At 54.8% G+C, this 21,959-nt stretch carries 18 protein-coding genes, 6 tRNA genes and 3 rRNA genes; 9 read left to right on the top strand and 18 right to left on the bottom strand.

The genetic code is table 11. From position 1 onward, the window contains the following. Window positions 1-17: 17 nt before the first annotated feature. Window positions 18-950 carry a chemotaxis protein CheV gene (locus NK667_RS03070; protein WP_054054814.1) on the bottom strand — a complete coding sequence of 311 codons (933 nt, stop codon included), beginning with the start codon at window positions 948-950 and terminating at the stop codon, window positions 18-20. An 85-nt stretch (window positions 951-1,035) separates the two neighbouring features. On the opposite strand from NK667_RS03070, the gene flgA reads away from it, so the two are divergent. The 4 genes from flgA to NK667_RS03050 all read left to right on the top strand — a co-directional run bounded on the left by flgA (window position 1,036) and on the right by NK667_RS03050 (window position 3,639). Next, on the top strand, window positions 1,036-1,797 hold the full coding sequence (gene flgA, locus NK667_RS03065; protein WP_082356781.1) for a flagellar basal body P-ring formation chaperone FlgA: 762 nt from the start codon (window positions 1,036-1,038) through the stop codon (window positions 1,795-1,797). 161 nt (window positions 1,798-1,958) lie between these two features. Beyond that, window positions 1,959-2,285, top strand: a complete 327-nt coding sequence (flgM, locus tag NK667_RS03060) for a flagellar biosynthesis anti-sigma factor FlgM (protein WP_054054809.1) — start codon at window positions 1,959-1,961, stop codon at window positions 2,283-2,285. A gap of 48 nt (window positions 2,286-2,333) precedes the next feature. Then, window positions 2,334-2,801, top strand: a complete 468-nt coding sequence (locus NK667_RS03055) for a flagella synthesis protein FlgN (protein ID WP_054054807.1) — start codon at window positions 2,334-2,336, stop codon at window positions 2,799-2,801. Window positions 2,802-2,892: 91 nt separating this feature from the next. Then, the gene (locus NK667_RS03050; protein WP_054054805.1) at window positions 2,893-3,639 is read left to right on the top strand and encodes a flagellar brake protein; all 747 of its coding nucleotides are present in this window, start codon (window positions 2,893-2,895) and stop codon (window positions 3,637-3,639) included. 80 nt (window positions 3,640-3,719) lie between these two features. On the opposite strand, the gene NK667_RS03045 is transcribed toward NK667_RS03050, so the two are convergent. The 4 genes from NK667_RS03045 to NK667_RS03030 form a co-directional block, all read right to left on the bottom strand. Continuing rightward, window positions 3,720-5,102, bottom strand: coding sequence for an MFS transporter (locus tag NK667_RS03045; RefSeq protein WP_054613814.1), 1,383 nt, complete (start codon window positions 5,100-5,102; stop codon window positions 3,720-3,722). 69 nt (window positions 5,103-5,171) lie between these two features. Further along, complete coding sequence (locus NK667_RS03040; RefSeq protein WP_177331419.1) at window positions 5,172-6,413, bottom strand: glutamine synthetase family protein; 1,242 nt, start codon at window positions 6,411-6,413, stop codon at window positions 5,172-5,174. A 218-nt stretch (window positions 6,414-6,631) separates the two neighbouring features. Continuing rightward, complete coding sequence (locus tag NK667_RS03035; protein ID WP_054054800.1) at window positions 6,632-7,321, bottom strand: sensor histidine kinase; 690 nt, start codon at window positions 7,319-7,321, stop codon at window positions 6,632-6,634. Beyond that, window positions 7,318-8,922 carry a tetratricopeptide repeat-containing response regulator gene (locus NK667_RS03030; RefSeq protein ID WP_054613812.1) on the bottom strand — a complete coding sequence of 535 codons (1,605 nt, stop codon included), beginning with the start codon at window positions 8,920-8,922 and terminating at the stop codon, window positions 7,318-7,320. Before NK667_RS03030 ends, NK667_RS03035 begins: the two co-directional genes overlap by 4 nt. Before the next feature lie 364 nt (window positions 8,923-9,286). On the opposite strand from NK667_RS03030, the gene NK667_RS03025 reads away from it, so the two are divergent. Further along, entirely contained in the window at window positions 9,287-10,597 is a 1,311-nt protein-coding gene (locus NK667_RS03025; protein ID WP_236708550.1) for a lysozyme inhibitor LprI family protein, read from the top strand. Window positions 10,598-10,748: 151 nt separating this feature from the next. On the opposite strand, the gene rrf is transcribed toward NK667_RS03025, so the two are convergent. The 6 genes from rrf to NK667_RS02995 all read right to left on the bottom strand — a co-directional run bounded on the left by rrf (window position 10,749) and on the right by NK667_RS02995 (window position 16,778). Further along, a 5S ribosomal RNA gene (rrf, locus tag NK667_RS03020) occupies window positions 10,749-10,864 on the bottom strand. A 157-nt stretch (window positions 10,865-11,021) separates the two neighbouring features. Next, window positions 11,022-13,913: ribosomal RNA gene (locus NK667_RS03015) — 23S ribosomal RNA — on the bottom strand. A 238-nt stretch (window positions 13,914-14,151) separates the two neighbouring features. After that, a tRNA-Ala gene (locus tag NK667_RS03010) sits at window positions 14,152-14,227 on the bottom strand. A gap of 10 nt (window positions 14,228-14,237) precedes the next feature. Then, window positions 14,238-14,314: transfer RNA gene (locus NK667_RS03005), tRNA-Ile, on the bottom strand. A 164-nt stretch (window positions 14,315-14,478) separates the two neighbouring features. Then, window positions 14,479-16,017, bottom strand: a 16S ribosomal RNA gene (locus NK667_RS03000). Together the 16S, 23S and 5S rRNA genes with 2 tRNA genes alongside form the textbook arrangement of a ribosomal RNA operon. Window positions 16,018-16,701: 684 nt before the next feature. Further along, a tRNA-Arg gene (locus NK667_RS02995) sits at window positions 16,702-16,778 on the bottom strand. A 290-nt stretch (window positions 16,779-17,068) separates the two neighbouring features. On the opposite strand from NK667_RS02995, the gene NK667_RS02990 reads away from it, so the two are divergent. Then, window positions 17,069-17,302, top strand: a complete 234-nt coding sequence (locus NK667_RS02990; RefSeq protein ID WP_054613811.1) for a hypothetical protein — start codon at window positions 17,069-17,071, stop codon at window positions 17,300-17,302. A gap of 21 nt (window positions 17,303-17,323) precedes the next feature. Next, complete coding sequence (locus NK667_RS02985) at window positions 17,324-17,503, top strand: PA3371 family protein (RefSeq protein ID WP_054613810.1); 180 nt, start codon at window positions 17,324-17,326, stop codon at window positions 17,501-17,503. Here NK667_RS02985 and phnN read toward each other — a convergent pair. Both phnN and NK667_RS02975 read right to left on the bottom strand, forming a co-directional pair. Next, window positions 17,478-18,050, bottom strand: a complete 573-nt coding sequence (phnN, locus tag NK667_RS02980) for a phosphonate metabolism protein/1,5-bisphosphokinase (PRPP-forming) PhnN (protein ID WP_054613809.1) — start codon at window positions 18,048-18,050, stop codon at window positions 17,478-17,480. The genes NK667_RS02985 and phnN overlap by 26 nt on opposite strands. Before the next feature lie 120 nt (window positions 18,051-18,170). Then, window positions 18,171-18,326, bottom strand: coding sequence for a hypothetical protein (locus NK667_RS02975; protein ID WP_177331409.1), 156 nt, complete (start codon window positions 18,324-18,326; stop codon window positions 18,171-18,173). 110 nt (window positions 18,327-18,436) lie between these two features. On the opposite strand from NK667_RS02975, the gene NK667_RS02970 reads away from it, so the two are divergent. After that, a complete protein-coding gene (locus tag NK667_RS02970) occupies window positions 18,437-18,763 on the top strand; it encodes an Arc family DNA-binding protein (protein ID WP_003178899.1) in 327 nt (108 codons plus the stop codon). A 101-nt stretch (window positions 18,764-18,864) separates the two neighbouring features. On the opposite strand, the gene mgtE is transcribed toward NK667_RS02970, so the two are convergent. Further along, on the bottom strand, window positions 18,865-20,307 hold the full coding sequence (gene mgtE / locus NK667_RS02965; RefSeq protein ID WP_054044736.1) for a magnesium transporter: 1,443 nt from the start codon (window positions 20,305-20,307) through the stop codon (window positions 18,865-18,867). 320 nt (window positions 20,308-20,627) lie between these two features. Here mgtE and NK667_RS02960 point away from each other — a divergent pair, with 320 nt between their 5' ends. After that, entirely contained in the window at window positions 20,628-21,146 is a 519-nt protein-coding gene (locus tag NK667_RS02960) for a hypothetical protein (RefSeq protein ID WP_054613808.1), read from the top strand. A 19-nt stretch (window positions 21,147-21,165) separates the two neighbouring features. On the opposite strand, the gene NK667_RS02955 is transcribed toward NK667_RS02960, so the two are convergent. The 4 genes from NK667_RS02955 to csrA all read right to left on the bottom strand — a co-directional run bounded on the left by NK667_RS02955 (window position 21,166) and on the right by csrA (window position 21,840). Continuing rightward, window positions 21,166-21,242: transfer RNA gene (locus tag NK667_RS02955), tRNA-Arg, on the bottom strand. A gap of 72 nt (window positions 21,243-21,314) precedes the next feature. Further along, window positions 21,315-21,391 (bottom strand) — tRNA-Arg (locus tag NK667_RS02950). A gap of 107 nt (window positions 21,392-21,498) precedes the next feature. Continuing rightward, window positions 21,499-21,589, bottom strand: a tRNA-Ser gene (locus tag NK667_RS02945). A 62-nt stretch (window positions 21,590-21,651) separates the two neighbouring features. Next, entirely contained in the window at window positions 21,652-21,840 is a 189-nt protein-coding gene (gene csrA / locus NK667_RS02940; protein WP_003178872.1) for a carbon storage regulator CsrA, read from the bottom strand. Window positions 21,841-21,959 lie beyond the last annotated feature (119 nt).

Genomic DNA, 21,959 nt, shown 5'->3' with positions numbered 1-21,959 from the left:
CCAAGGGCAAAAGGCCCCTAGCTGATATCTGCTGCTTTGATCCGGTCGACTACCCGGGATGCCAGGTCATCAGGGCGGAATTTGGCAAGGAAGTCATCGGCACCGACTTTCTTGACCATCGCCTGATTGAATACACCCGACAACGAAGTATGCAGGATGATATGAAGCTTTTGCATGCGTGGGTCAGCGCGGATCTCGGCCGTCAGGGTGTACCCGTCCATCTCCGGCATCTCGATGTCGGAGATCATCATCAGGAACTCTTCTTCCGGCTTCTTGCCCTCATCGACCAGTTTGCGCAGGTATTCCAGCGCTTGCCGACCGTCGTTCAGCGCCACCACTTCGACACCGATCGTTTGCAGGCAACGCGTGACCTGCTTGCGCGCCACCGACGAGTCATCGACCGTCAGCACTCGCAAGGACAACGCCTTGTGCTGGGTTTCGACATCGACCACACCCACCGAAATCGCTTCCGGCGTCGGCGCCACCTCCGCGAGGATCTTCTCGACGTCGATGATTTCGACTAACTGATTGTCGACCCGAGTCACAGCCGTGAGGTAATGATCGCGTCCCGTGCCCTTGGGTGGCGGATGGATCTCCTCCCAGTTCATGTTGACGATGCGCTCTACCGACCGGACCAGGAAGCCTTGGGTCTTGGTGTTGTACTCCGTGATGATCACGAAGGGATTGCTTTGATCTTTAAGTGCACCGGCACCGGTGGCCATCGCCAGATCAAGGATCGGGATGGTCGCCCCACGAATATTTGCCACACCGCACACGACGGGACTGGACTTGGGCATCAGAGTCAGTTTGGGGCATTGCAGCACCTCACGAACCTTGAACACGTTGATCCCATACAGCTGCTGGCCGTCGAGACGGAACAACAACAGCTCAAGGCGATTCTGCCCTACCAGTTGCGTGCGCTGGTTTACCGAATCCATTACACCAGCCATGCCCAGACTCCTACACCAACAACGCTAAGTTGTGTTGCGACGCACATTCATCACTAAACGGCACGGCGCTTGCTTTTTAACCCGTATGAACAAACAAACGACATTTTTCCGACACCTGACATCAAACTACCGCAAATTGCTTTGCGCGGTGTCGGCTGTTTGCCTGTTGCCTCTTGGCAGCCCTGCCGTTGCTGACGCGGTTACCTTGCCTGACATGCTTATCGGCGTCACTCAGGGCTTTCTTGAATTCACCGTAGAAGACTATCTGGCCACCAGTCAAACGGAAGGCCGCTACGAAATCGAGGTCAAGCAGCTCGATCCGCGGCTGCGTATGCCCATGTGCGACAAGGAATTGACAGCCTCGCTGGAGAGCCCGGCCACCCCGATCGGTCGGGTAACGGTCAAGGTCCGCTGCGAGGGCAGCTCCCCGTGGACAGTGTTCGTGCCCGCTCAAGTGCGCCTGTTTCGAGACGTTGTGATCACCACTCGACCACTCAAGCGCGCGGGCATTATCGAACCCGGCGATGTCGCTATGCGCGAGCGCGACATCAGCCTGATCAACCAGGGATATTTCACTTCGGTTGACCAGGCGATTGGACAGAAACTTACCCGACCAACGGTAGGCGATCAGGTGATTACCCTCGTCCACCTGGAACAGGCGGAAGTCGTGCGCAAAGGTGATCAGGTGGTGATTACCGCACGCAGTGGTACGCTCAGTGTTCGCATGCCGGGCGAAGCCCTCTCCAATGGCGGTTTGGCCGAGCAAATACGGGTTAAAAACCTTAATTCGATGCGAGTCATCAAGGCGCAAGTCACCGCGCCGGGGCAAGTGGAAGTGTCCATGTAGAGCTCTGTGATGGGTAAGACTATGGCGCTCTGGCAGGCTGTTACCTAAACTGTGCCCATGCAGCGCTGGCGCATGCAGCTCATTGCTTAAATGAGCCTAAAGTTTTCGCAGGTATTGCCGAAAACATGGCAAGCGTCCAAATACCCAGAGGTTTTTTTATCATGGTCATCGATTTCAGCCGTTTAAACAGCTCCTCGTCACTTACGGGCAGTACACGTACCAGCGTTGCCAAGGAAACCGCCGACGCCGGCAAATCCGCGCCGCTGAATACCCCGGCCGAACAGGCCAGTACCGTCGCAAGCGGGGAATCGGTACATCTCAGCAATGAGGCTCAACAGTTGCAGAAGGTCACTGACAAGCTGCGCGATCAGCCTGCCGTCGACAACGCCCGTGTGGCCGAGTTGAAAGCAGCGATTGCCGATGGCAGCTATAAAGTCGACAGCAGCCGTGTAGCCAGCAAACTGCTCAACTTCGAAGCCCAGCGCTAGGCCACCGCCTGCGCCAGGCTTTTGGACGCTTAAAACCCAAGGCCAGCCATGCACGACACTAATCTACTGCAACTGATCACCGACGACTTTGCTCCAGCGCAACGCTTGCTGGAGTTACTGCAAACCGAGTCCCTCGCCTTGCACGGTCGCGACATGCCTCTGCTCGAAGAAATTCTGGCGCAGAAACAGGCACTGATCATTTTGCTCGAACAGCATGGCCGCAAGCGCAGCGAAATCCTCGCCAGCCTCAACCTGCCCATGACTCGCAACGGCCTTGAGCAACTCGCCAGCCACTCGAGCATCGGCGATCAGTTGCTGCAACAAGGCGATGTGCTGACCGACCTCCTGGCTCAATGCCAGGCAGCGAACGTCAAGAATGGCCAGTCGATCCTGATGCAGCAGGCCGCCACGGCCAATCAGCTGAAAATCCTCACCGGTGGCGAACCTCCAGCACTCTATGATGCCCGCGGATCGACCGCGAAGATGGCCAAGCCACGTCCGCTCAGCCAGGCTTGATACGCCGCCAATGAGCACGCCCTATCAAGACGCGAAACATACTGGCAGAATGCCCGCTAGTAGTCATATTTTGTCTGGAGATTGATGAACCGTGTTCAATGCCTCAAGCGCGGAAGACGCTCCGCAACCACCCAAGGTGCTTACCACACCTCTGGAGATCTCCGGCAACCTTCGGCAGCTGCAAGACAGCCATGACCCGCTGATCATCACGTTCCATGAGCGCAACCAGCGCTTCCAGAGTTATCTGGTGGACCTTGATCGTGAAAGCAACATGATTGCCCTGGATGAAATGATCCCCCGCGACGGTGAACGCTTCCTGCTGGCTGGCGAACCGTTCAAGGTCGAAGGCTTTCACGACGGCGTGCGCATTGCCTGGGAAAGTAACGGTCCGCTGACCATCGACGAATCCGGCGGCAGTCGTTGCTACCGTGGCGCGCTGCCTTCCGAAGTGGTTTATCACCAGCGCCGCAATGCCTTTCGCGCGGCATTGAAGCTGGCGCAACTGGTCAGTGTCGAGTTGGGCGGTGAAAAGCTCAAGTCGCCGATCAGCGGCAAGTTGCTGGACATCTCCGCCACCGGCTGCAAGCTGCGCTTCGAGGGTGATATCACCTCCAGCCTGCAACTGGGCCAGGTCTACGACCGTTTCATCGCTGCCCTGCCCTTCGGCAGCATGACCGCGCCGGTTGAATTGCGTTACCTGCACTTCGAAGAAAGAATCTCCACAACCTTCGCCGGTGTGCGCTTTCACAACATGAGCGGCCTGGTACAACGGCAGGTCGAGCGCTTCGTTTATCAATTGCAACGCGAAGCCCGCCGTTTCGACAAAGACGACATGTGATTTTTCGAGATTAAGTGCAGGCGCTTCAATAAAAACGGGCAGTCCCTTGCGGAGACTGCCCGTTTTTTTATGCGTCGATTTTAAGGCCTGGCCTCAGTGAAGCTCTGTTCGCGACCGGCGTCCGGGTCTTCCGGATCGTTCGGATCCTCTGGGGATGGATCGGGCTCAGGTTCTGGTTCGGGCTCTGGTACAGGCTCGATCGGATTTTGCATCTGATCCTGTACCACTTGTTCATCCACCCGTGGGTCGAGGGCCGCCACCAACGGTGAACTCGACATGCTGTCGGGCATGGCCACGTGATGCAGTGGCGCGTCGTCGACCACATGCAGATTAGTCACCGCTTTCGGGCGAATCCGCCACACCAGCACCAGCGCGAAGAAACTGAAGAAGGCATACAACATGTGGCTGCCGAACAGCTTCATCAGTACGCCGGCCACCAACGGCCCGATACTGGCGCCAACGCCGTAGGTCACCAGCAGCATGGCCGTCAGGGACACCCGGCGATCACCCTCGACGTGGTCATTGGAGAACGCCACGGCCAACGGATACAGGCAGAACTGCACGAGTGAGCAGAGGAACCCGGCGATGAATAGCACCTCCAGCGGCACTTCGGTCATGATCGCCAATGGCAACGCGGCCACCGCCAGGCACAAGGCAAAGCAACGGATCAGCAGCGCCCGGTCATAGCGATCGGACAGCCAGCCCAGCGGCCACTGCACCACCAGCCCGGCAAAAATGCAGCTACCCATGAACAGACCGACCTGCTCAGTGGACAAGCCCTGCTGCGAGGCATACAGCGGCGCCAGACCGTAGAACGAGCCGACGATCAACCCGGCACCCAACACCGTGCTCAACGACTGCGGCACGCGCTTGATGAAGAACCGTGGCTCCATCGGTGCCGGATGCAGAGGTGCCGGGTGAATGCGTCGGGTCAGGGCCACCGGCACCAGACACAGCGCAAAACACAGAGCGACCAGCATCAGCAGTTCCAGGCCCAAGGCCGGATGCAGGACCAGAATCAGCTGACCCAAGACTAGTCCCAGGTACGAGGCGATCATATAACCGCTGAACACCAACCCGCGCTGCTTGGCTTCCGCCTGCTCATTGAGCCAGCTCTCGATCACCATGTATTGGCACATCATGCCAAGGCCGACGATGACCCGCAGAAACAGCCACGCAGGCAGCCAGTCAATCAATCCGTGGCCCAACACTGCGGCGCCGACAATCCCGGCGCACGCCGCATAGGCGCGGATATGCCCGACCCGGGCGATCAGCCGGTGGCCAATCTTGCCACCCAGCACCAGGCCGAAATAGTTGGCCGCCATCAGCGCACCGACCCACAAGCTGTCGACATTGTCGGCGGCCAGGCGCAAGCCCAGATAGGTACTTAACAGGCCCGAGCCGATCAACATCATCAGCGAGGCAAAATACAGCGCTCGAAAGGATTTCCAGATTTGGCGCATCGGCGTTCCGAGCGGCTCCTTGCAGTGGGATCGGGCTATCGAAAACGATAGCCCGGAGACGAAGAATCGTCAGGCCTGGGCTGCTAAAACACGCCGTTCCCAGGGAGTAATTTCATCAAAGAAGCTGGTCAACTCCATGGTCTTCGAAGCGATGTAACCTTCGATGAACTCCTTGCCAAACAGTTCCTTCGCCAATTGGCTACGTTTCAGACGTTCGAGGGCAGCGTGCAAGGTACATGGCAACGAAAGATTATCCGGCACCACGAATTCACCCTGAATGGACTCGCTCGGTTCCAGCTCGTTTTCGATGCCGTGCAGCCCGGCGGCGAGGCTGGCGGCGATCGCCAGGTACGGGTTGGCATCGGCGCCTGGCAAGCGGTTCTCCACGCGACGGGCCACAGGCGAACTGGCCGGAATGCGCAAACCCGCCGCCCGGTTGTCGTGGGACCAGCAGGCATTATTCGGTGACGCAAACGGATGGCACAAGCGCTGATAGGAGTTCACGTTCGGCGCAAACAACGCCGTGAAGTCGGCCATGCCGGCCTGTTGTCCGCCGATGAAATGACGGAAGGTCGCCGTCGGTTCCCCAGCCTTGTCGCTAAACACGTTTCGGCCGCTGGCGATCTCGATGATGCTCTGGTGAATATGCATCGAACTGCCCGGCGTGTGTGCCAATGGCTTGGCCATGCAGACCACCGTCAGGCCGTGTTTGAGCGCGACTTCCTTGAGCAGGTGCTTGAACAAAAAGGTCTGGTCGGCCAGCAGCAGTGGATCGCCGTGCAGCAGATTGATCTCAAACTGGCTGACGCCCATTTCGTGCATGAAGGTATCGCGAGGCAAGCCCAGGGCCGCCATGCATTCATAGACTTCACTGAAGAACGGCCGTAAGCCGTTATTGGAGCTGACACTGAACGCCGAATGACCGTCCTCGCGACGACCATCCAGGCCCAACGGCGGCTGGAAGGGTTGCGTCGGATCGGTGTTGGGCGCGAAGACAAAGAACTCCAACTCGGTCGCCACCACTGGCGCGAGGCCGCGTGCGGCGTAACGCGCAATCACCGCTTTGAGCTGGCCGCGAGTCGATAGAGAAGAGCTCTCCCCGGTCAGTTCGTCCGCATCGCAAATCGCGAATGCCCGTGGGTGCTTGCTCCAAGGCAGGCGATGAATCTGCGCCGGGTCCGGCACCAGCGCCAGGTCGCCATCATCGCTGCCGTAAAAACGCGCTGGCGGATATCCGCCCATGATGCATTGCAGCAGCACACCCCGCGCCATCTGCAACCGTCGCCCTTCGAGGAAGCCCTCGGCGGTCATTACCTTGCCCCGTGGTACGCCGTTCAAATCCGGCGTGACACATTCAATCTCATCAATGCCCGTCAATCGCTGAGCGAGTGAACGCTGGCCATCGGTTGTCATGACGCAATCCTTGTTGTTGTGCGAGCCGCGAACGGCGACCCGTACAAAATAGGCTCCGGCCGTTCGGAATATCAAGCACTCCCGAACAAAAAACCAACCGATGTCGGGGGATCACGTCACGGCAGGTACAGGCTAAAGACTCCGCCGCCCAACGGGCCGCCATTGCTGATGCGGGTATAGCCGCCGACGCCATTGCGCTGATGCAACGCCGCAATCCGCCCGGCGAAGTACAAGCCCAGGCCAGTGCTGCCAGAACTTTGGTTGATGCCTTGCACATAATCGGCCTGGCGCTCGATCATCTCGGGTGGATAACCCTCGCCGTCGTCGTTGATGGTGATCACCAACTGGCCGGCCTCATCGCTGACCGTGATCAACAGCGCGTCCCTGGCATAGCGAATCGCATTGTTGATGCAGTTGGCCAGCACCGAAGCAATCAGCTCACGGTCGAAAAAACCCAACGGGCTCAGGGGATCCACTTCATAGGTCGCCATGATGCCGCGACTGGCGAACACCTCTTGATGCGCCGCCAATTGAGCTTCGATGAAGTCGTCCAACTCATGGTAAGCCGGCTGCAACGGCATCTGGTTGACGCCGAGTTTGTAGAGCCCCAGCAACTGCACAAGCATGCCGTTGAGGTGGGCGAATTCGAAGTCGATGACGCCCTGCTCTTTGGATTGCTGCTGATCGGGCATGCGCGCCAGCCATTGGCTGTGGGCCTGCATCAGCATCGCCAGAGAGTTCTTCATGTCGTGCACGGTGGAGGCAATCACCGTGGAGAAATCGAGTGCCTGTTCGCTGTCGTTCATTCGCCAAACGCCTTGCTTCGCAGCTTCTGATAACGGGAAAAACGCGCGTCGGTATCGGGCATCAGGCCAACCGTTTTCAGGCAGGCCCGGCACTCCTCAAGTTCCGCCGACGGCACACTGGTGTCAGTGCCATGCAGTAGCGATTGCGCCATGTTCAGCGCAATGCTGATGTTCTTCGGTTGCAGCGCCAGGGCTTTGCGGAACACGTCCCGCGCTTCCACCAGGTTGCCGGTCTTGTAAACGCGCACGCCTTGACGGTTGAGGTCGGCGGCGGCGTTACCGGCATTGAGAATAGTCGGGTCGTCGGTCAGCTTGGCAATGCCTTGCATCACCGTCGGGTCATCACCGTAGATCTCCGCACAGTTTTTCAGCATCGAAGCACCCGCGCTGGCCTGACCGAGCATTTGCAGTTGCTTGGCCACCAACAGCGCCGCTTCGGCACTCATGAATTGCTCCATGCCATCGAGGCGCATCATCGCTTGCTCGGTGAGCTTCTCGGCGGTCTCGGCATCGTTGAGCAACAGGCTGGTCGCCTTCATCAGCCGCGCACGAATCTGCAGACCGGGGTCGGAAGGGTTCTCCTTGGCCACCGCGCTGAGCGTCGTGTTGATTTCGAGTCGGGTCCGGGTATCCAGGCCCTTTTCACTGCCTTTGCTGATCAAGGCGTGGGCCAGCCCCAGGTTGCTTTCCGCATCCTTGAAACGCGACTGGGCACCTTGCGAAACCGCCTGACGATAAGCTTTGGAGGCGGTTTCAAAATCTTCGTTGGTCATCGCCAGCTTACCCAGCAACGCTTGCCGGCGAACCGCCAGTGGCGACAGGCGAATGGCTTCCTCCAACACGCGCTGGGCACCCTTGGTATCGCCTCCGGCAACCAGCACATCGGCCATGCCGTCATAAAGCGCGGGCATCATCGGGAATACTTTCAGCGCCTTCTCGTAGACCTCTTTGGCCTGGGTGACCTGGCCGCGCTTGAACAGCAGCTTGCCCAGCCCGGCAAACGCCCAAGGCTGCGGACGATCCGCGATGATGCTGTCGTAGAGACGCTCCAGCGCCTCGTTCTGATTCAGATCACGCAGGGCATCGGCGCGATAACGCAGGCACAGCGGCGAATAGCGGATGTCCTGCTTGCACAAGGCGATACAGGCGTTGAGCACTTCGACCGGTTTACCGCGGTCGAGTGCCTGCAGGATCGGCTTGAGCAACGTCTTGCGCTGCACCAGTCGCTCCAGTCGCTGGGCCAGGCCCGAACGATTGAACGGCTTGGTCAGGTACGCATCGGGCTCGTGCTCCAGGGCACTGAGCACCATTGCCTGACTGGTCTCGGCCGTGACCATGACAAACACGCTTTCATGGCTGATCAGCTTCTCGATCATCAGGTCTTCGAGCACCTGCTGACCGTTCTTCTTGCCATCGCCCAGGTGAAAATCCTGCAGGATAAAATCGTAAGACTTCTGCGCGCACATGCGCAGCGCCTGCTCACCGGTATCAGCGGTGTCGACATCCTTGATGCCCAGCTCCCGCAGCATGGACCTGACGGAACTGCGGAAATCCGAGAAATCATCGACGATCAGAAAACTCTTTTGGTGATACGACAGCATCGAAGATTTCCAGGCAATTTAAGAAGAACAACCCAAAGGCAAATACGTGGCGTGACTGCCGTTTCGGCGCGCAGATGATAACTGGCGGCAAAAGGCTATCAAGCGATTTCTCATCAAGCCGCAGGTTGCCGCAAGCAAAGAGAACCTTAACCGTTCGGGTTATCGGCCAGGAGTAGCGTTACCTTGAAGCGGCGGATGTATAAACGTGCATTTGGCTGCATCGGTGCTGACCTTGATGCACACTTGAACGCGTCGCGACGTACTTACTCTACGAACTCAAGGTCTTATTACTGTGTACATCAAAGGACGCTGTATTTTGTCCGCTTGTGCCCTGCTATCTACTCAGCATGCATTGGCGACTGGAATGGACTGTACAAAAGCGGCAAGCACCGTTGAGAAAACTATCTGCGCGAGTGCGGCGCTGTATGAACTGGATAGTCAGATGGGAGGGGTTTACCGCAGTTTGGTGAGGGCCACTCCCCAGGCACAGGCTGAACTGAAGACAGCCCAACGCATCTGGCTGAAAACGCGTGATCAGTGTGCCGCCGATGTGGATTGTCTCGATCAGCGTTACCGTGAGCGTCTTCAGTCACTGCAAAAGCAATTGAGTGAGACGGTCGCCTACCAGCCAGTTGAAATCGACAGGTTGGTACTAGAAGACTTGAGACAAGCTATACAGACGGCCAACAAAACTGATCCAGAGTTTCCGTTGGAACGGGCACTTGATTCTTTTGCCATTAAGACGGGCACCACGACTTTTTCAAACGTGGCGGATGACGATAACGCCTTTGAAGAAGCGCATTTCCCGAAGATTATTCCCGTGGGTGTCGCCCAGGACGAGTGGCAGGCCCTCACCGCCTCTAAAGTTGAGAGCGCAGGTGAGAACGGAAATAGCTCATATACCTTGATGGACCTGGACGGTGATGGGTTGCGCGATCTTGTCGTCGACACCTACTCAGGTGGCACCGGATTGTTTTCTTATATAGAAACGTTTCGCCGGACTGGAGACGTATTTGTCAGGAGAACAGGTACTGCCGATTCTGACTCCAGTTCTGAGAGCTCTCTTTTTTCTCTCAATGGTCGCGGTGCGAACCAGTCCGTCTACTGGATAAACGTACGTGGTCGTGTTTATGCCGCCTACCGAAATAGCTACTACGGTGTTGATCAGCTCTACCTTCTTGATCCGCTGAAGATTACTGGTGCGGTTCCTATTGTGAGCGTCAATTACCGCTATCAACTGTCTGTGCCCAAGACTCAAAAAGATGATGCCAGCGGTACCAGCATTAAGCTGGATGCGGTGCTACATAAAGCACTGATTCAGGCATTGGTCAACGTGAGCACAACCGAAGCGAAAGATGTCGGTGATCAGCGCACTCCTCTGTGCCCCATTCCTCCAGCAGGAGAGGGTGATGGTGCTTACTACAGTTATGGCCCGGGGCACTACAGCTTCGAAATTGTCGGAGATACGTCTGTTGTGATTGCAGGGCAGTGCTATATCGGAAGATTGATGGACTGGTTTGGTGGGTACAGCGCCAAGGATGGACTGTATGCGCAGCTCGACGTGCGAAAACCAGACCTGGAAAGTGCCGAACACAGTTATACGGTCAACGGGCGACGTCGTATGACCGGTGTAACCACCTCGATTGGCAAGTTTGAAGGAGACAATGGTGGCTAGCGAGTTGCCGCGAACGTTGTAGTTTGCGGGCACAAAAAAGCCCCACCAGCTGATTCTGGTGGGGCGTTTTATTTTGTCTTTTACCAGGCACTTTCCTGCGGACAAAACAAAACCCCTACCTGCATACGCAGATAGGGGTTTCGGAATTTAATCTTGACGATGACCTACTCTCACATGGGGAAACCCCACACTACCATCGGCGATGCATCGTTTCACTGCTGAGTTCGGGATGGGATCAGGTGGTTCCAATGCTCTATGGTCGTCAAGAAATTCGGGAGCCGGCTCGTTTGCCCTTGCGGGTTTACGCTCCAGCGAATGGGTATGTGATAGATCTCGGTGTTTTGTGAGCAGCTTCGAACTTTCGGTTCGTTTCGTCTTCACACACCGCAATCTGGCCTTTCGACGCAAATTGCTTGGGTGTTATATGGTCAAGCCTCACGGGCAATTAGTATTGGTTAGCTCAACGCCTCACAGCGCTTACACACCCAACCTATCAACGTCGTAGTCTTCGACGGCCCTTCAGGGGACTCAAGGTCCCAGTGAGATCTCATCTTGAGGCTAGTTTCCCGCTTAGATGCTTTCAGCGGTTATCTATTCCGAACATAGCTACCCGGCAATGCCACTGGCGTGACAACCGGAACACCAGAGGTTCGTCCACTCCGGTCCTCTCGTACTAGGAGCAGCCCCTCTCAAATCTCAAACGTCCACGGCAGATAGGGACCGAACTGTCTCACGACGTTCTAAACCCAGCTCGCGTACCACTTTAAATGGCGAACAGCCATACCCTTGGGACCGGCTTCAGCCCCAGGATGTGATGAGCCGACATCGAGGTGCCAAACACCGCCGTCGATATGAACTCTTGGGCGGTATCAGCCTGTTATCCCCGGAGTACCTTTTATCCGTTGAGCGATGGCCCTTCCATACAGAACCACCGGATCACTAAGACCTACTTTCGTACCTGCTCGACGTGTCTGTCTCGCAGTCAAGCGCGCTTTTGCCTTTATACTCTACGACCGATTTCCGACCGGTCTGAGCGCACCTTCGTACTCCTCCGTTACTCTTTAGGAGGAGACCGCCCCAGTCAAACTACCCACCATACACTGTCCTCGATCCGGATAACGGACCTGAGTTAGAACCTCAAAGTTGCCAGGGTGGTATTTCAAGGTTGGCTCCACGCGAACTGGCGTCCACGCTTCAAAGCCTCCCACCTATCCTACACAAGCAAATTCAAAGTCCAGTGCAAAGCTATAGTAAAGGTTCACGGGGTCTTTCCGTCTAGCCGCGGATACACTGCATCTTCACAGCGATTTCAATTTCACTGAGTCTCGGGTGGAGACAGCGCCGCCATCGTTACGCCATTCGTGCAGGTCGGAACTTACCCGACAAGGAATTTCGCTACCTTAGGACCGTTATAGTTACGGCCGCCGTTTACCGGGGCTTCGATCAAGAGCTTCGCATTAGCTAACCCCATCAATTAACCTTCCGGCACCGGGCAGGCGTCACACCCTATACGTCCACTTTCGTGTTTGCAGAGTGCTGTGTTTTTAATAAACAGTCGCAGCGGCCTGGTATCTTCGACCGGCATGGGCTTACGCAGTAAATGCTTCACCCTCACCGGCGCACCTTCTCCCGAAGTTACGGTGCCATTTTGCCTAGTTCCTTCACCCGAGTTCTCTCAAGCGCCTTGGTATTCTCTACCCAACCACCTGTGTCGGTTTGGGGTACGGTTCCTGGTTACCTGAAGCTTAGAAGCTTTTCTTGGAAGCATGGCATCAACCACTTCGTGTTCTAAAAGAACACTCGTCATCAGCTCTCGGCCTTAGAATCCCGGATTTACCTAAGATTCCAGCCTACCACCTTAAACTTGGACAACCAACGCCAAGCTGGCCTAGCCTTCTCCGTCCCTCCATCGCAATAACCAGAAGTACAGGAATATTAACCTGTTTTCCATCGACTACGCTTTTCAGCCTCGCCTTAGGGACCGACTAACCCTGCGTCGATTAACGTTGCGCAGGAAACCTTGGTCTTTCGGCGTGGGTGTTTTTCACACCCATTGTCGTTACTCATGTCAGCATTCGCACTTCTGATACCTCCAGCAAGCTTCTCAACTCACCTTCACAGGCTTACAGAACGCTCCTCTACCGCATCACCTAAGTGATACCCGTAGCTTCGGTGTATGGTTTGAGCCCCGTTACATCTTCCGCGCAGGCCGACTCGACTAGTGAGCTATTACGCTTTCTTTAAAGGGTGGCTGCTTCTAAGCCAACCTCCTAGCTGTCTAAGCCTTCCCACATCGTTTCCCACTTAACCATAACTTTGGGACCTTAGCTGACGGTCTGGGTTGTTTCCCTTTTCACGACGGACGTTAGCACCCGCCGTGTGTCTCCCATGCTCGGCACTTGTAGGTATTCGGAGTTTGCATCGGTTTGGTAAGTCGGGATGACCCCCTAGCCGAAACAGTGCTCTACCCCCTACAGTGATACATGAGGCGCTACCTAAATAGCTTTCGAGGAGAACCAGCTATCTCCGAGCTTGATTAGCCTTTCACTCCGATCCACAGGTCATCCGCTAACTTTTCAACGGTAGTCGGTTCGGTCCTCCAGTTAGTGTTACCCAACCTTCAACCTGCCCATGGATAGATCGCCCGGTTTCGGGTCTATTCCCAGCGACTAGACGCCCTATTAAGACTCGCTTTCGCTACGCCTCCCCTATTCGGTTAAGCTCGCCACTGAAAATAAGTCGCTGACCCATTATACAAAAGGTACGCAGTCACCCAACAAAGTGGGCTCCCACTGCTTGTACGCATACGGTTTCAGGATCTATTTCACTCCCCTCTCCGGGGTTCTTTTCGCCTTTCCCTCACGGTACTAGTTCACTATCGGTCAGTCAGTAGTATTTAGCCTTGGAGGATGGTCCCCCCATATTCAGACAAAGTTTCTCGTGCTCCGTCCTACTCGATTTCATGACTAAGAGATTTTCGCGTACAGGGCTATCACCCACTATGGCCGCACTTTCCAGAGCGTTCCGCTAATCTCAAAGCCACTTAAGGGCTAGTCCCCGTTCGCTCGCCACTACTAAGGGAATCTCGGTTGATTTCTTTTCCTCAGGGTACTTAGATGTTTCAGTTCCCCTGGTTCGCTTCTTAAGCCTATGTATTCAGCTTAAGATACCTAACTTATGTTAGGTGGGTTCCCCCATTCAGACATCTCCGGATCAAAGTCTGTTTGCCGACTCCCCGAAGCTTTTCGCAGGCTACCACGTCTTTCATCGCCTCTGACTGCCAAGGCATCCACCGTATGCGCTTCTTCACTTGACCATATAACCCCAAGCAATCTGGTTATACTGTGAAGACGACATTCGCCGAAAATTCGAATTTCTCAATTAAGAGAACTCACAAATTTTACCTTAGCCTGATCCGTTACCAGTGAAAGTAACGTTCAGTCTATCTTTCTATCACATACCCAAATTTTTAAAGAACGATCTAATCAAAGACTAGAAATCAATATTCACATTGGAATGCTCATTTCTAAGCTTTCAACAAACAGAAGCAGTAGTGGTGGAGCCAAACGGGATCGAACCGTTGACCTCCTGCGTGCAAGGCAGGCGCTCTCCCAGCTGAGCTATGGCCCCATAACAAAATTGGTGGGTCTGGGCAGATTCGAACTGCCGACCTCACCCTTATCAGGGGTGCGCTCTAACCAACTGAGCTACAGACCCAATTTCGAGCTATTCAGGCCGACCTCACCCTGCTCTTTACCGCAAAGCATGGGGTGCGCTCTAACCAACCAAGCTACAACCTGATACAGGCTGCTTCTTTATCGTCTTCTTCAATGAATCAAGCAATTCGTGTGGGAACTTATGGAGCAGCTGATGTCGTCGATTAAGGAGGTGATCCAGCCGCAGGTTCCCCTACGGCTACCTTGTTACGACTTCACCCCAGTCATGAATCACACCGTGGTAACCGTCCTCCCGAAGGTTAGACTAGCTACTTCTGGTGCAACCCACTCCCATGGTGTGACGGGCGGTGTGTACAAGGCCCGGGAACGTATTCACCGCGACATTCTGATTCGCGATTACTAGCGATTCCGACTTCACGCAGTCGAGTTGCAGACTGCGATCCGGACTACGATCGGTTTTCTGGGATTAGCTCCACCTCGCGGCTTGGCAACCCTCTGTACCGACCATTGTAGCACGTGTGTAGCCCAGGCCGTAAGGGCCATGATGACTTGACGTCATCCCCACCTTCCTCCGGTTTGTCACCGGCAGTCTCCTTAGAGTGCCCACCATAACGTGCTGGTAACTAAGGACAAGGGTTGCGCTCGTTACGGGACTTAACCCAACATCTCACGACACGAGCTGACGACAGCCATGCAGCACCTGTCTCAATGTTCCCGAAGGCACCAATCCATCTCTGGAAAGTTCATTGGATGTCAAGGCCTGGTAAGGTTCTTCGCGTTGCTTCGAATTAAACCACATGCTCCACCGCTTGTGCGGGCCCCCGTCAATTCATTTGAGTTTTAACCTTGCGGCCGTACTCCCCAGGCGGTCAACTTAATGCGTTAGCTGCGCCACTAAGAGCTCAAGGCTCCCAACGGCTAGTTGACATCGTTTACGGCGTGGACTACCAGGGTATCTAATCCTGTTTGCTCCCCACGCTTTCGCACCTCAGTGTCAGTATCAGTCCAGGTGGTCGCCTTCGCCACTGGTGTTCCTTCCTATATCTACGCATTTCACCGCTACACAGGAAATTCCACCACCCTCTACCATACTCTAGCTTGTCAGTTTTGAATGCAGTTCCCAGGTTGAGCCCGGGGATTTCACATCCAACTTAACAAACCACCTACGCGCGCTTTACGCCCAGTAATTCCGATTAACGCTTGCACCCTCTGTATTACCGCGGCTGCTGGCACAGAGTTAGCCGGTGCTTATTCTGTCGGTAACGTCAAAACACTTACGTATTAGGTAAATGCCCTTCCTCCCAACTTAAAGTGCTTTACAATCCGAAGACCTTCTTCACACACGCGGCATGGCTGGATCAGGCTTTCGCCCATTGTCCAATATTCCCCACTGCTGCCTCCCGTAGGAGTCTGGACCGTGTCTCAGTTCCAGTGTGACTGATCATCCTCTCAGACCAGTTACGGATCGTCGCCTTGGTGAGCCATTACCTCACCAACTAGCTAATCCGACCTAGGCTCATCTGATAGCGCAAGGCCCGAAGGTCCCCTGCTTTCTCCCGTAGGACGTATGCGGTATTAGCGTCCGTTTCCGAGCGTTATCCCCCACTACCAGGCAGATTCCTAGGCATTACTCACCCGTCCGCCGCTCGCCACCAGGTACAAGTACCCGTGCTGCCGCTCGACTTGCATGTGTTAGGCCTGCCGCCAGCGTTCAATCTGAGCCATGATCAAACTCTTCAGTTCAAACATCTTTGGGTTTTTAAGAAACCCTAAACTTGGCTCAGCAATCGTTGGTTACATCTTTGATTTCTCGCGGAGTAACTTGTGATGCTGATAATCTTGTTGACTATCAGTCTGACTCCACAAGCACCCACACGAATTGCTTGATTCAGTTGTTAAAGAGCGGCGGGTTGATTCTTTCGTCTCAACCGAGGCGCGCATTCTACAGCAGCGCCAGTTACTGTCAAGCGGTTATTTTAAGAAGTTTTCAAAGTTTCCTTTGTAACTTCAACCACTTGCGCTTTCGATCTCTCGTTAGCGGGAGGCGAATTCTACAGCGTTACTCGCTGCTGTCAACACCTCTTTTTCAACTCCTTTCGTGCTTCGATGAACTGAAGCAACTCACTGCCGAAACCTGCGTAACTCTTTGTTTACCAAGGAGTTTTCCGTTTCGACTGCGCCGGAAGTGGGGCGAATTATAGACTTCCAGAATCTGCCGTCAACCCCTGATTCAGCTTTTCTATCAGGAACCTGCAAAAGCCCCGAAAACAGCCCCAATCCCCTCTATAAAGAAGCGCTTCTATATAGAAGGAATCCGTAACCTATCGAAAGCAGACGCAGAAACGCATCCAGACCCAATATCCCCACAGGATGCGATTGGATTCCAGAAAGAGAATTCGGATTGAACGAAGTGGATTTGTAAGGAGGTGGTGTCCCAGGGCAGGTTCGAACTGCCAACCTTCCCCTTAGGAGGGGGATGCTCTATCCAATTGAGCTACTGAGACACAAGATCGCCCGCGAGGACCGCGGCACGATGACGGCGAGCATGTTAACGGGCAGGCCTGCTTTTGTCATGTCGTCCTTAGGCTTTTTAAGTGTAGGCAAACGCCTATCACCCCCACCGCATTGATTACCGTGCAAATTGCATCGCCTCAAAACGCCATCATTGCAAATTGCACTACCGCCCCTCAGAGATTTAACGCTAATTCATTGTTTTTAAAGGATTTAATAGGCGTTAGACTCTTGGCATGCGGACTGCTTTAGCTGTTCTCCAAGAACAATGGAGGATAACCCCATGAACGGCGCCCTTTTACTCTCGAACGCGATCGCCCTGGCCTTGCTGCTTGGCTTTCAATTCGTTCCCGAAAGAGACTCCGAAGTGGTAGCCAAACGCATGCCCCATTACCTCCAGCTTCAGAAAGCGCCTCAATTGGCAGTCATGAGTGATCAGCAGGTTTGGGTAAGTCAGGAAGTCAGCCAAGAGAGCACTCTGTTACAGGCGACCTCTTCCGAACGATTGGTATTTTGAATTCCCTATCAGGAGCACCGCATGTCCAAATCAGCCGCCGGATTTTTTATCCTGGCCTTGTTGAGCGGCATTCTTCATCTTTGTTTGACTCAGGAAGCAACGCTTACCGCGCCGTTGATTGCCTGCGGCGTGTTCGCTTCTCTGTTCGTGTTGGCGCTGATCGCCGGTCGACGGATCAAATTTGATCCGGTTTTACGCTGAGCTTCAACAGATTCAAGAGGTTGTTAACCGTGACGACCAATTCGCCGGAATTATCGAGTCGATGGATACGTGCATGACCAATCGAATCGTCCGCTACAAATAGTCCATTGCGCTGGATCCTGGCGTCGATCTCCTCCAGGTTCTCGCGCCCTCGCCGCAACAACCGCTCACGCAATACTTCATCCTTGACCGTCAGCAATACCGGCACCAACTCCGGATAACGCTCCAGAGCGACGGGCAGATGACCTCGAGAGCCATTGACCAGCACATGTCGACCATCGCGGAGCCATTGATCAATTTCGACGGGAATACCATAAGCCAGACCATTGGCACGCCATGAAAGCGAAAAGCCCCCCTCCTCCCTGCGTCGCTCGAACTCTGCCGGAGAAACCCCCACGGCATCTTCACCCACGGATTCAGCCGAACGCGTGATCACACGCCGCACCACTTCGCACCCCAGCGCTTGCAAAGGTTCGCGAGCCGCTTGAATGAGGCTGTCTTTGCCCGACCCGGAAGGACCCATCAGATAAATCAATCTGCCATCCATCCCGAAATCATCTCGCACTGTGGTTCGCCTCTAGCAAATCGGCCATTTGCCACTATCCTATACAAGGTAAGGAATGATAATCGAATCCGCATAGCATGCACCTTCAGGCGTCTCTGGACATCACCTGTCGGGCAAGAGGACGCGGCCAGTGATGCGGACCAGGGCAAACTTTTCAAACCAGTCCGCATTTCTGATAATTGGTGCTGGCATAACGCCTTTATCCAGTTCAATATTTGTCACAGAATTGACGCCAATGAACTGGCTAATTTGAGGCATGATGCGAGCCTCTATCAATTCAGGTTGAACATTTGGCCAGAGTGCTTGTCCTATCAGACATCCTGCGGCCAATCCCGAGAACCGCTCCCCTGAACTAACCGGTTAAATATATGCGCCCATTGAAACAGGCAATTTATTCCAGCCGTACGGCTGACAAGTTCGTCGTACGTCTGCCAGACGGAATGCGTGAACGCATTGCCGAGGTGGCTCGCAATCATCATCGCAGCATGAACTCCGAGATCATTGCGCGCCTTGAGCAGAGTCTTATTCAGGAAGGCGCACTGGGCGAAGAGCTGAGCATGCGCCTGGACAGCCCGGAGCTGTCGTTGCACGAACGTGAACTGCTGCAACGTTTCCGCCAACTCTCCCACCGTCAGCAGAATGCCCTCGTTTCGCTGATTGCCCATGACGCCGAAATGGCCGCAGACGCGTCCTGATCTACCCCAAAAAATTCAAGCCAGCATAATCGCTGGCTTTTTTTTGCCTTGAATTTGAGGCATAAAAAAACCCGCCAATCTGGCGGGTCTTGAGATACGAATCAGAGCAGGAAGATTGTCGCCAACCCAAGGAAGATGAAGAACCCGCCACTGTCGGTCATGGCCGTGATCATCACGCTGGCACCCATTGCCGGGTCGCGCCCCATACGTGCAAGTGTCATAGGAATCAAAACCCCGGCCAATGCCGCAAGCAGCAGGTTCAGCGTCATCGCCGCCGTCATCACCACGCCCAGGGACCAACTGCCATACAGCAGATAGGCGACGACACCAATCACACCACCCCACACCAAACCATTGATCAAACCGACCGCGAGCTCTTTGCGCATCAAGCGCGACGTATTGCCGGTACTGACCTGGTCCAGCGCCATGGCCCGAACGATCATGGTGATTGTCTGGTTACCCGAGTTACCGCCAATGCCCGCCACGATCGGCATCAACGCCGCGAGCGCCACCAGCTTCTCGATGGAGCCTTCAAACAGGCCAATCACCCGGGAGGCTACAAACGCAGTCACCAGGTTGACCGCCAGCCAGGACCAGCGGTTACGCAAGGATTTCCAGACTGACGCAAAAATGTCTTCTTCTTCGCGCAGACCCGCCATGTTGAGAACTTCGTTTTCGCTCTCTTCACGAATCAGGTCGACCATCTCATCGATGGTCAGACGGCCGATCAGCTTGCCGTTCTTGTCGACCACAGGCGCAGAGATCAAGTCGTAACGCTCAAACGCCTGAGCGGCGTCATAGGCATCTTCGTCCGGGTGGAAACTCACCGGATCACTGGCCATGACATCAGCAACTTGTTTATCCGGATCGTTGACCAGCAACCGCTTGATCGGCAACACGCCCTTGAGCACGCCGTCGTAATCAACCACGAACAATTTGTCCGTATGCCCCGGCAACTCTTTAAGACGACGCAGATAGCGCAGAACCACTTCAAGACTGACATCCTCACGGATAGTCACCATCTCGAAGTCCATCAGCGCACCGACTTGCTCCTCGTCATAGGACAACGCGGAGCGAACGCGCTCACGCTGTTGACCATCAAGGGTTTCCATCAACTCATGGACGACGTCTCGCGGCAGCTCGGAGGCCAGATCAGCGAGTTCGTCGGCGTCCATGTCCTTGGCCGCAGCCAGGAGCTCGTGATCGTCCATGTCGGCGATCAGCGTTTCACGAACCGAATCGGATACTTCGAGAAGGATGTCGCCGTCACGATCAGCCTTGACCAATTGCCAGAGCGTCAGACGGTCGTCCAGCGGCAAGGCTTCAAGGATGTAGGCAACGTCGGCGGAGTGCAGATCATCGAGCTTGCGTTGCAGCTCGACGAGGTTTTGCCGGTGAACCAGGTTCTCGACCCGGTCGTGATGCGGACCTTCCTGGCGATGCGTCAGGTCTTCGACCACACGCTGACGCTGCAACAGCTCAACGACTTGAGCGAGGCGGTCCTGCAAGCTTTCCTGCGTTTTCTTTACTTCAACTTCGGACATAGGCGAACTCCACTCCCAGCAGCGGGGCACGCCGGAAGGATCAATCAGTCAATTCATGATTGGAAAAACGGGGTACTGAGTAACTACTGGGTAAGTCCATGGAGGTTTTCCATAAGCCCCGGCGGGGCTGACGGGCGCAATGATACACCGCCTGACGCTTTAAAACGTTAAAAAATCGTGGTTGAAACAAGCGCTTGCAAGACAAACCTGAGCGCTGCCCTTATCCATCAAACTGCGACGACTCATCCTGAAAAGAAAACACACCGCAGCCTGAATATGTAGCGGCTACCCTTCAGATGGAACGTCATGGAGGACGCCGAATGCCATCTAGCAAACACCTTCTTTTACTCACCACCCTGCTCTACCTGCCGCCAAAGGCCCTTGCCGCAACCATTCACCGATGCGAGACAGCCGATGGGCGCATTACCTTCACTACGATGAGCTGCAGGGCCGGAGAAAGCCTTTCACTTCAGGATGTGCGTCCATTCATGCCAGGCACCATCGTTGCAGTCATGCCCGAAGCCATACCCCAGGAAATCCCAGGCACGCACGCACGACGGAACGAACTAACTGTTGTAGGCCAATCCGAGGATAAATGTGGAAACGAGATCGACGCCAAACAACGTCGCGAAGCGATCATCAATCAGCGCGTCGTGGCCGGGATGAGTCAGCAGGATGTTGAGAGCTCGCTCGGCAAGCCGGACAAGATCAGTATTCGCAATTCAGCCACGAGCTACCGGTATGACCTCAAGCGAGGCCGAAGTGCTCACGTTGATTTTGATGAGAGAGGATGCGTCAAAGGAAAAGCCAAATCCCAGACAGCAAAAAGCCCGCGTTAGACGCAGGCTTTTTGGTGTTTGGTGCACTCGACAGGATTCGAACCTGTGACCGCTCGGTTCGTAGCCGAGTACTCTATCCAGCTGAGCTACGAGTGCATTTTGTGTTTTTAAACCAGACCACAACTGGCTGAAGCAAAGTCGCTCGCATTACTGCAAACAACTCTTAAATGGTGCACTCGACAGGATTCGAACCTGTGACCGCTCGGTTCGTAGCCGAGTACTCTATCCAGCTGAGCTACGAGTGCATTTGTTGCCGCGCATTATAGGCCGTCTAATCTCTATGTCAAACACTTTTTCTAGTAATTTCAACAACTTACCGAAGAAGCCAGATTACAACGTACTACGCAAATAATGGCGGAGAACGGGGGATTCGAACCCCCGACACCCTTTTGAGGTGTACTCCCTTAGCAGGGGAGCGCCTTCGGCCACTCGGCCAGCTCTCCGCAACACGGGGCGTATCTTAACCAACCTTTTCCCCGTTTGCAAACATAAAAAACGATAAAAATTAATGGCTTGGTTCGTCGTCCTTCTCTTTCTTGATCCGCAAGTAGATTTCCTCACGGTGAACAGCAACCTCTTTAGGCGCGTTAACGCCAATACGCACTTGATTTCCTTTGACGCCGAGCACGGTCACGGTGATTTCGCCATCACCAATAATCAGGCTTTCTGCGCACCGACGAGTCAGAATCAGCATACCTTTCTCCTCACGCATTACAGTTCAGGGACAACAGTCTGCAAAAAAAAGGCACTCGACCTACAACCGTTACGATCGCAGCCCTACATGCCTGAGTATTGACCAGCGCGAGCAAAAGA

This window comes from Pseudomonas nunensis (assembly GCF_024296925.1).
GTDB classification, from domain to species: Bacteria; Pseudomonadota; Gammaproteobacteria; order Pseudomonadales; family Pseudomonadaceae; genus Aquipseudomonas; species Aquipseudomonas nunensis.
The sequence above is the reverse complement of the archived record's forward strand: the minus strand, read 5'-3'. Positions and strand labels throughout refer to the sequence as shown.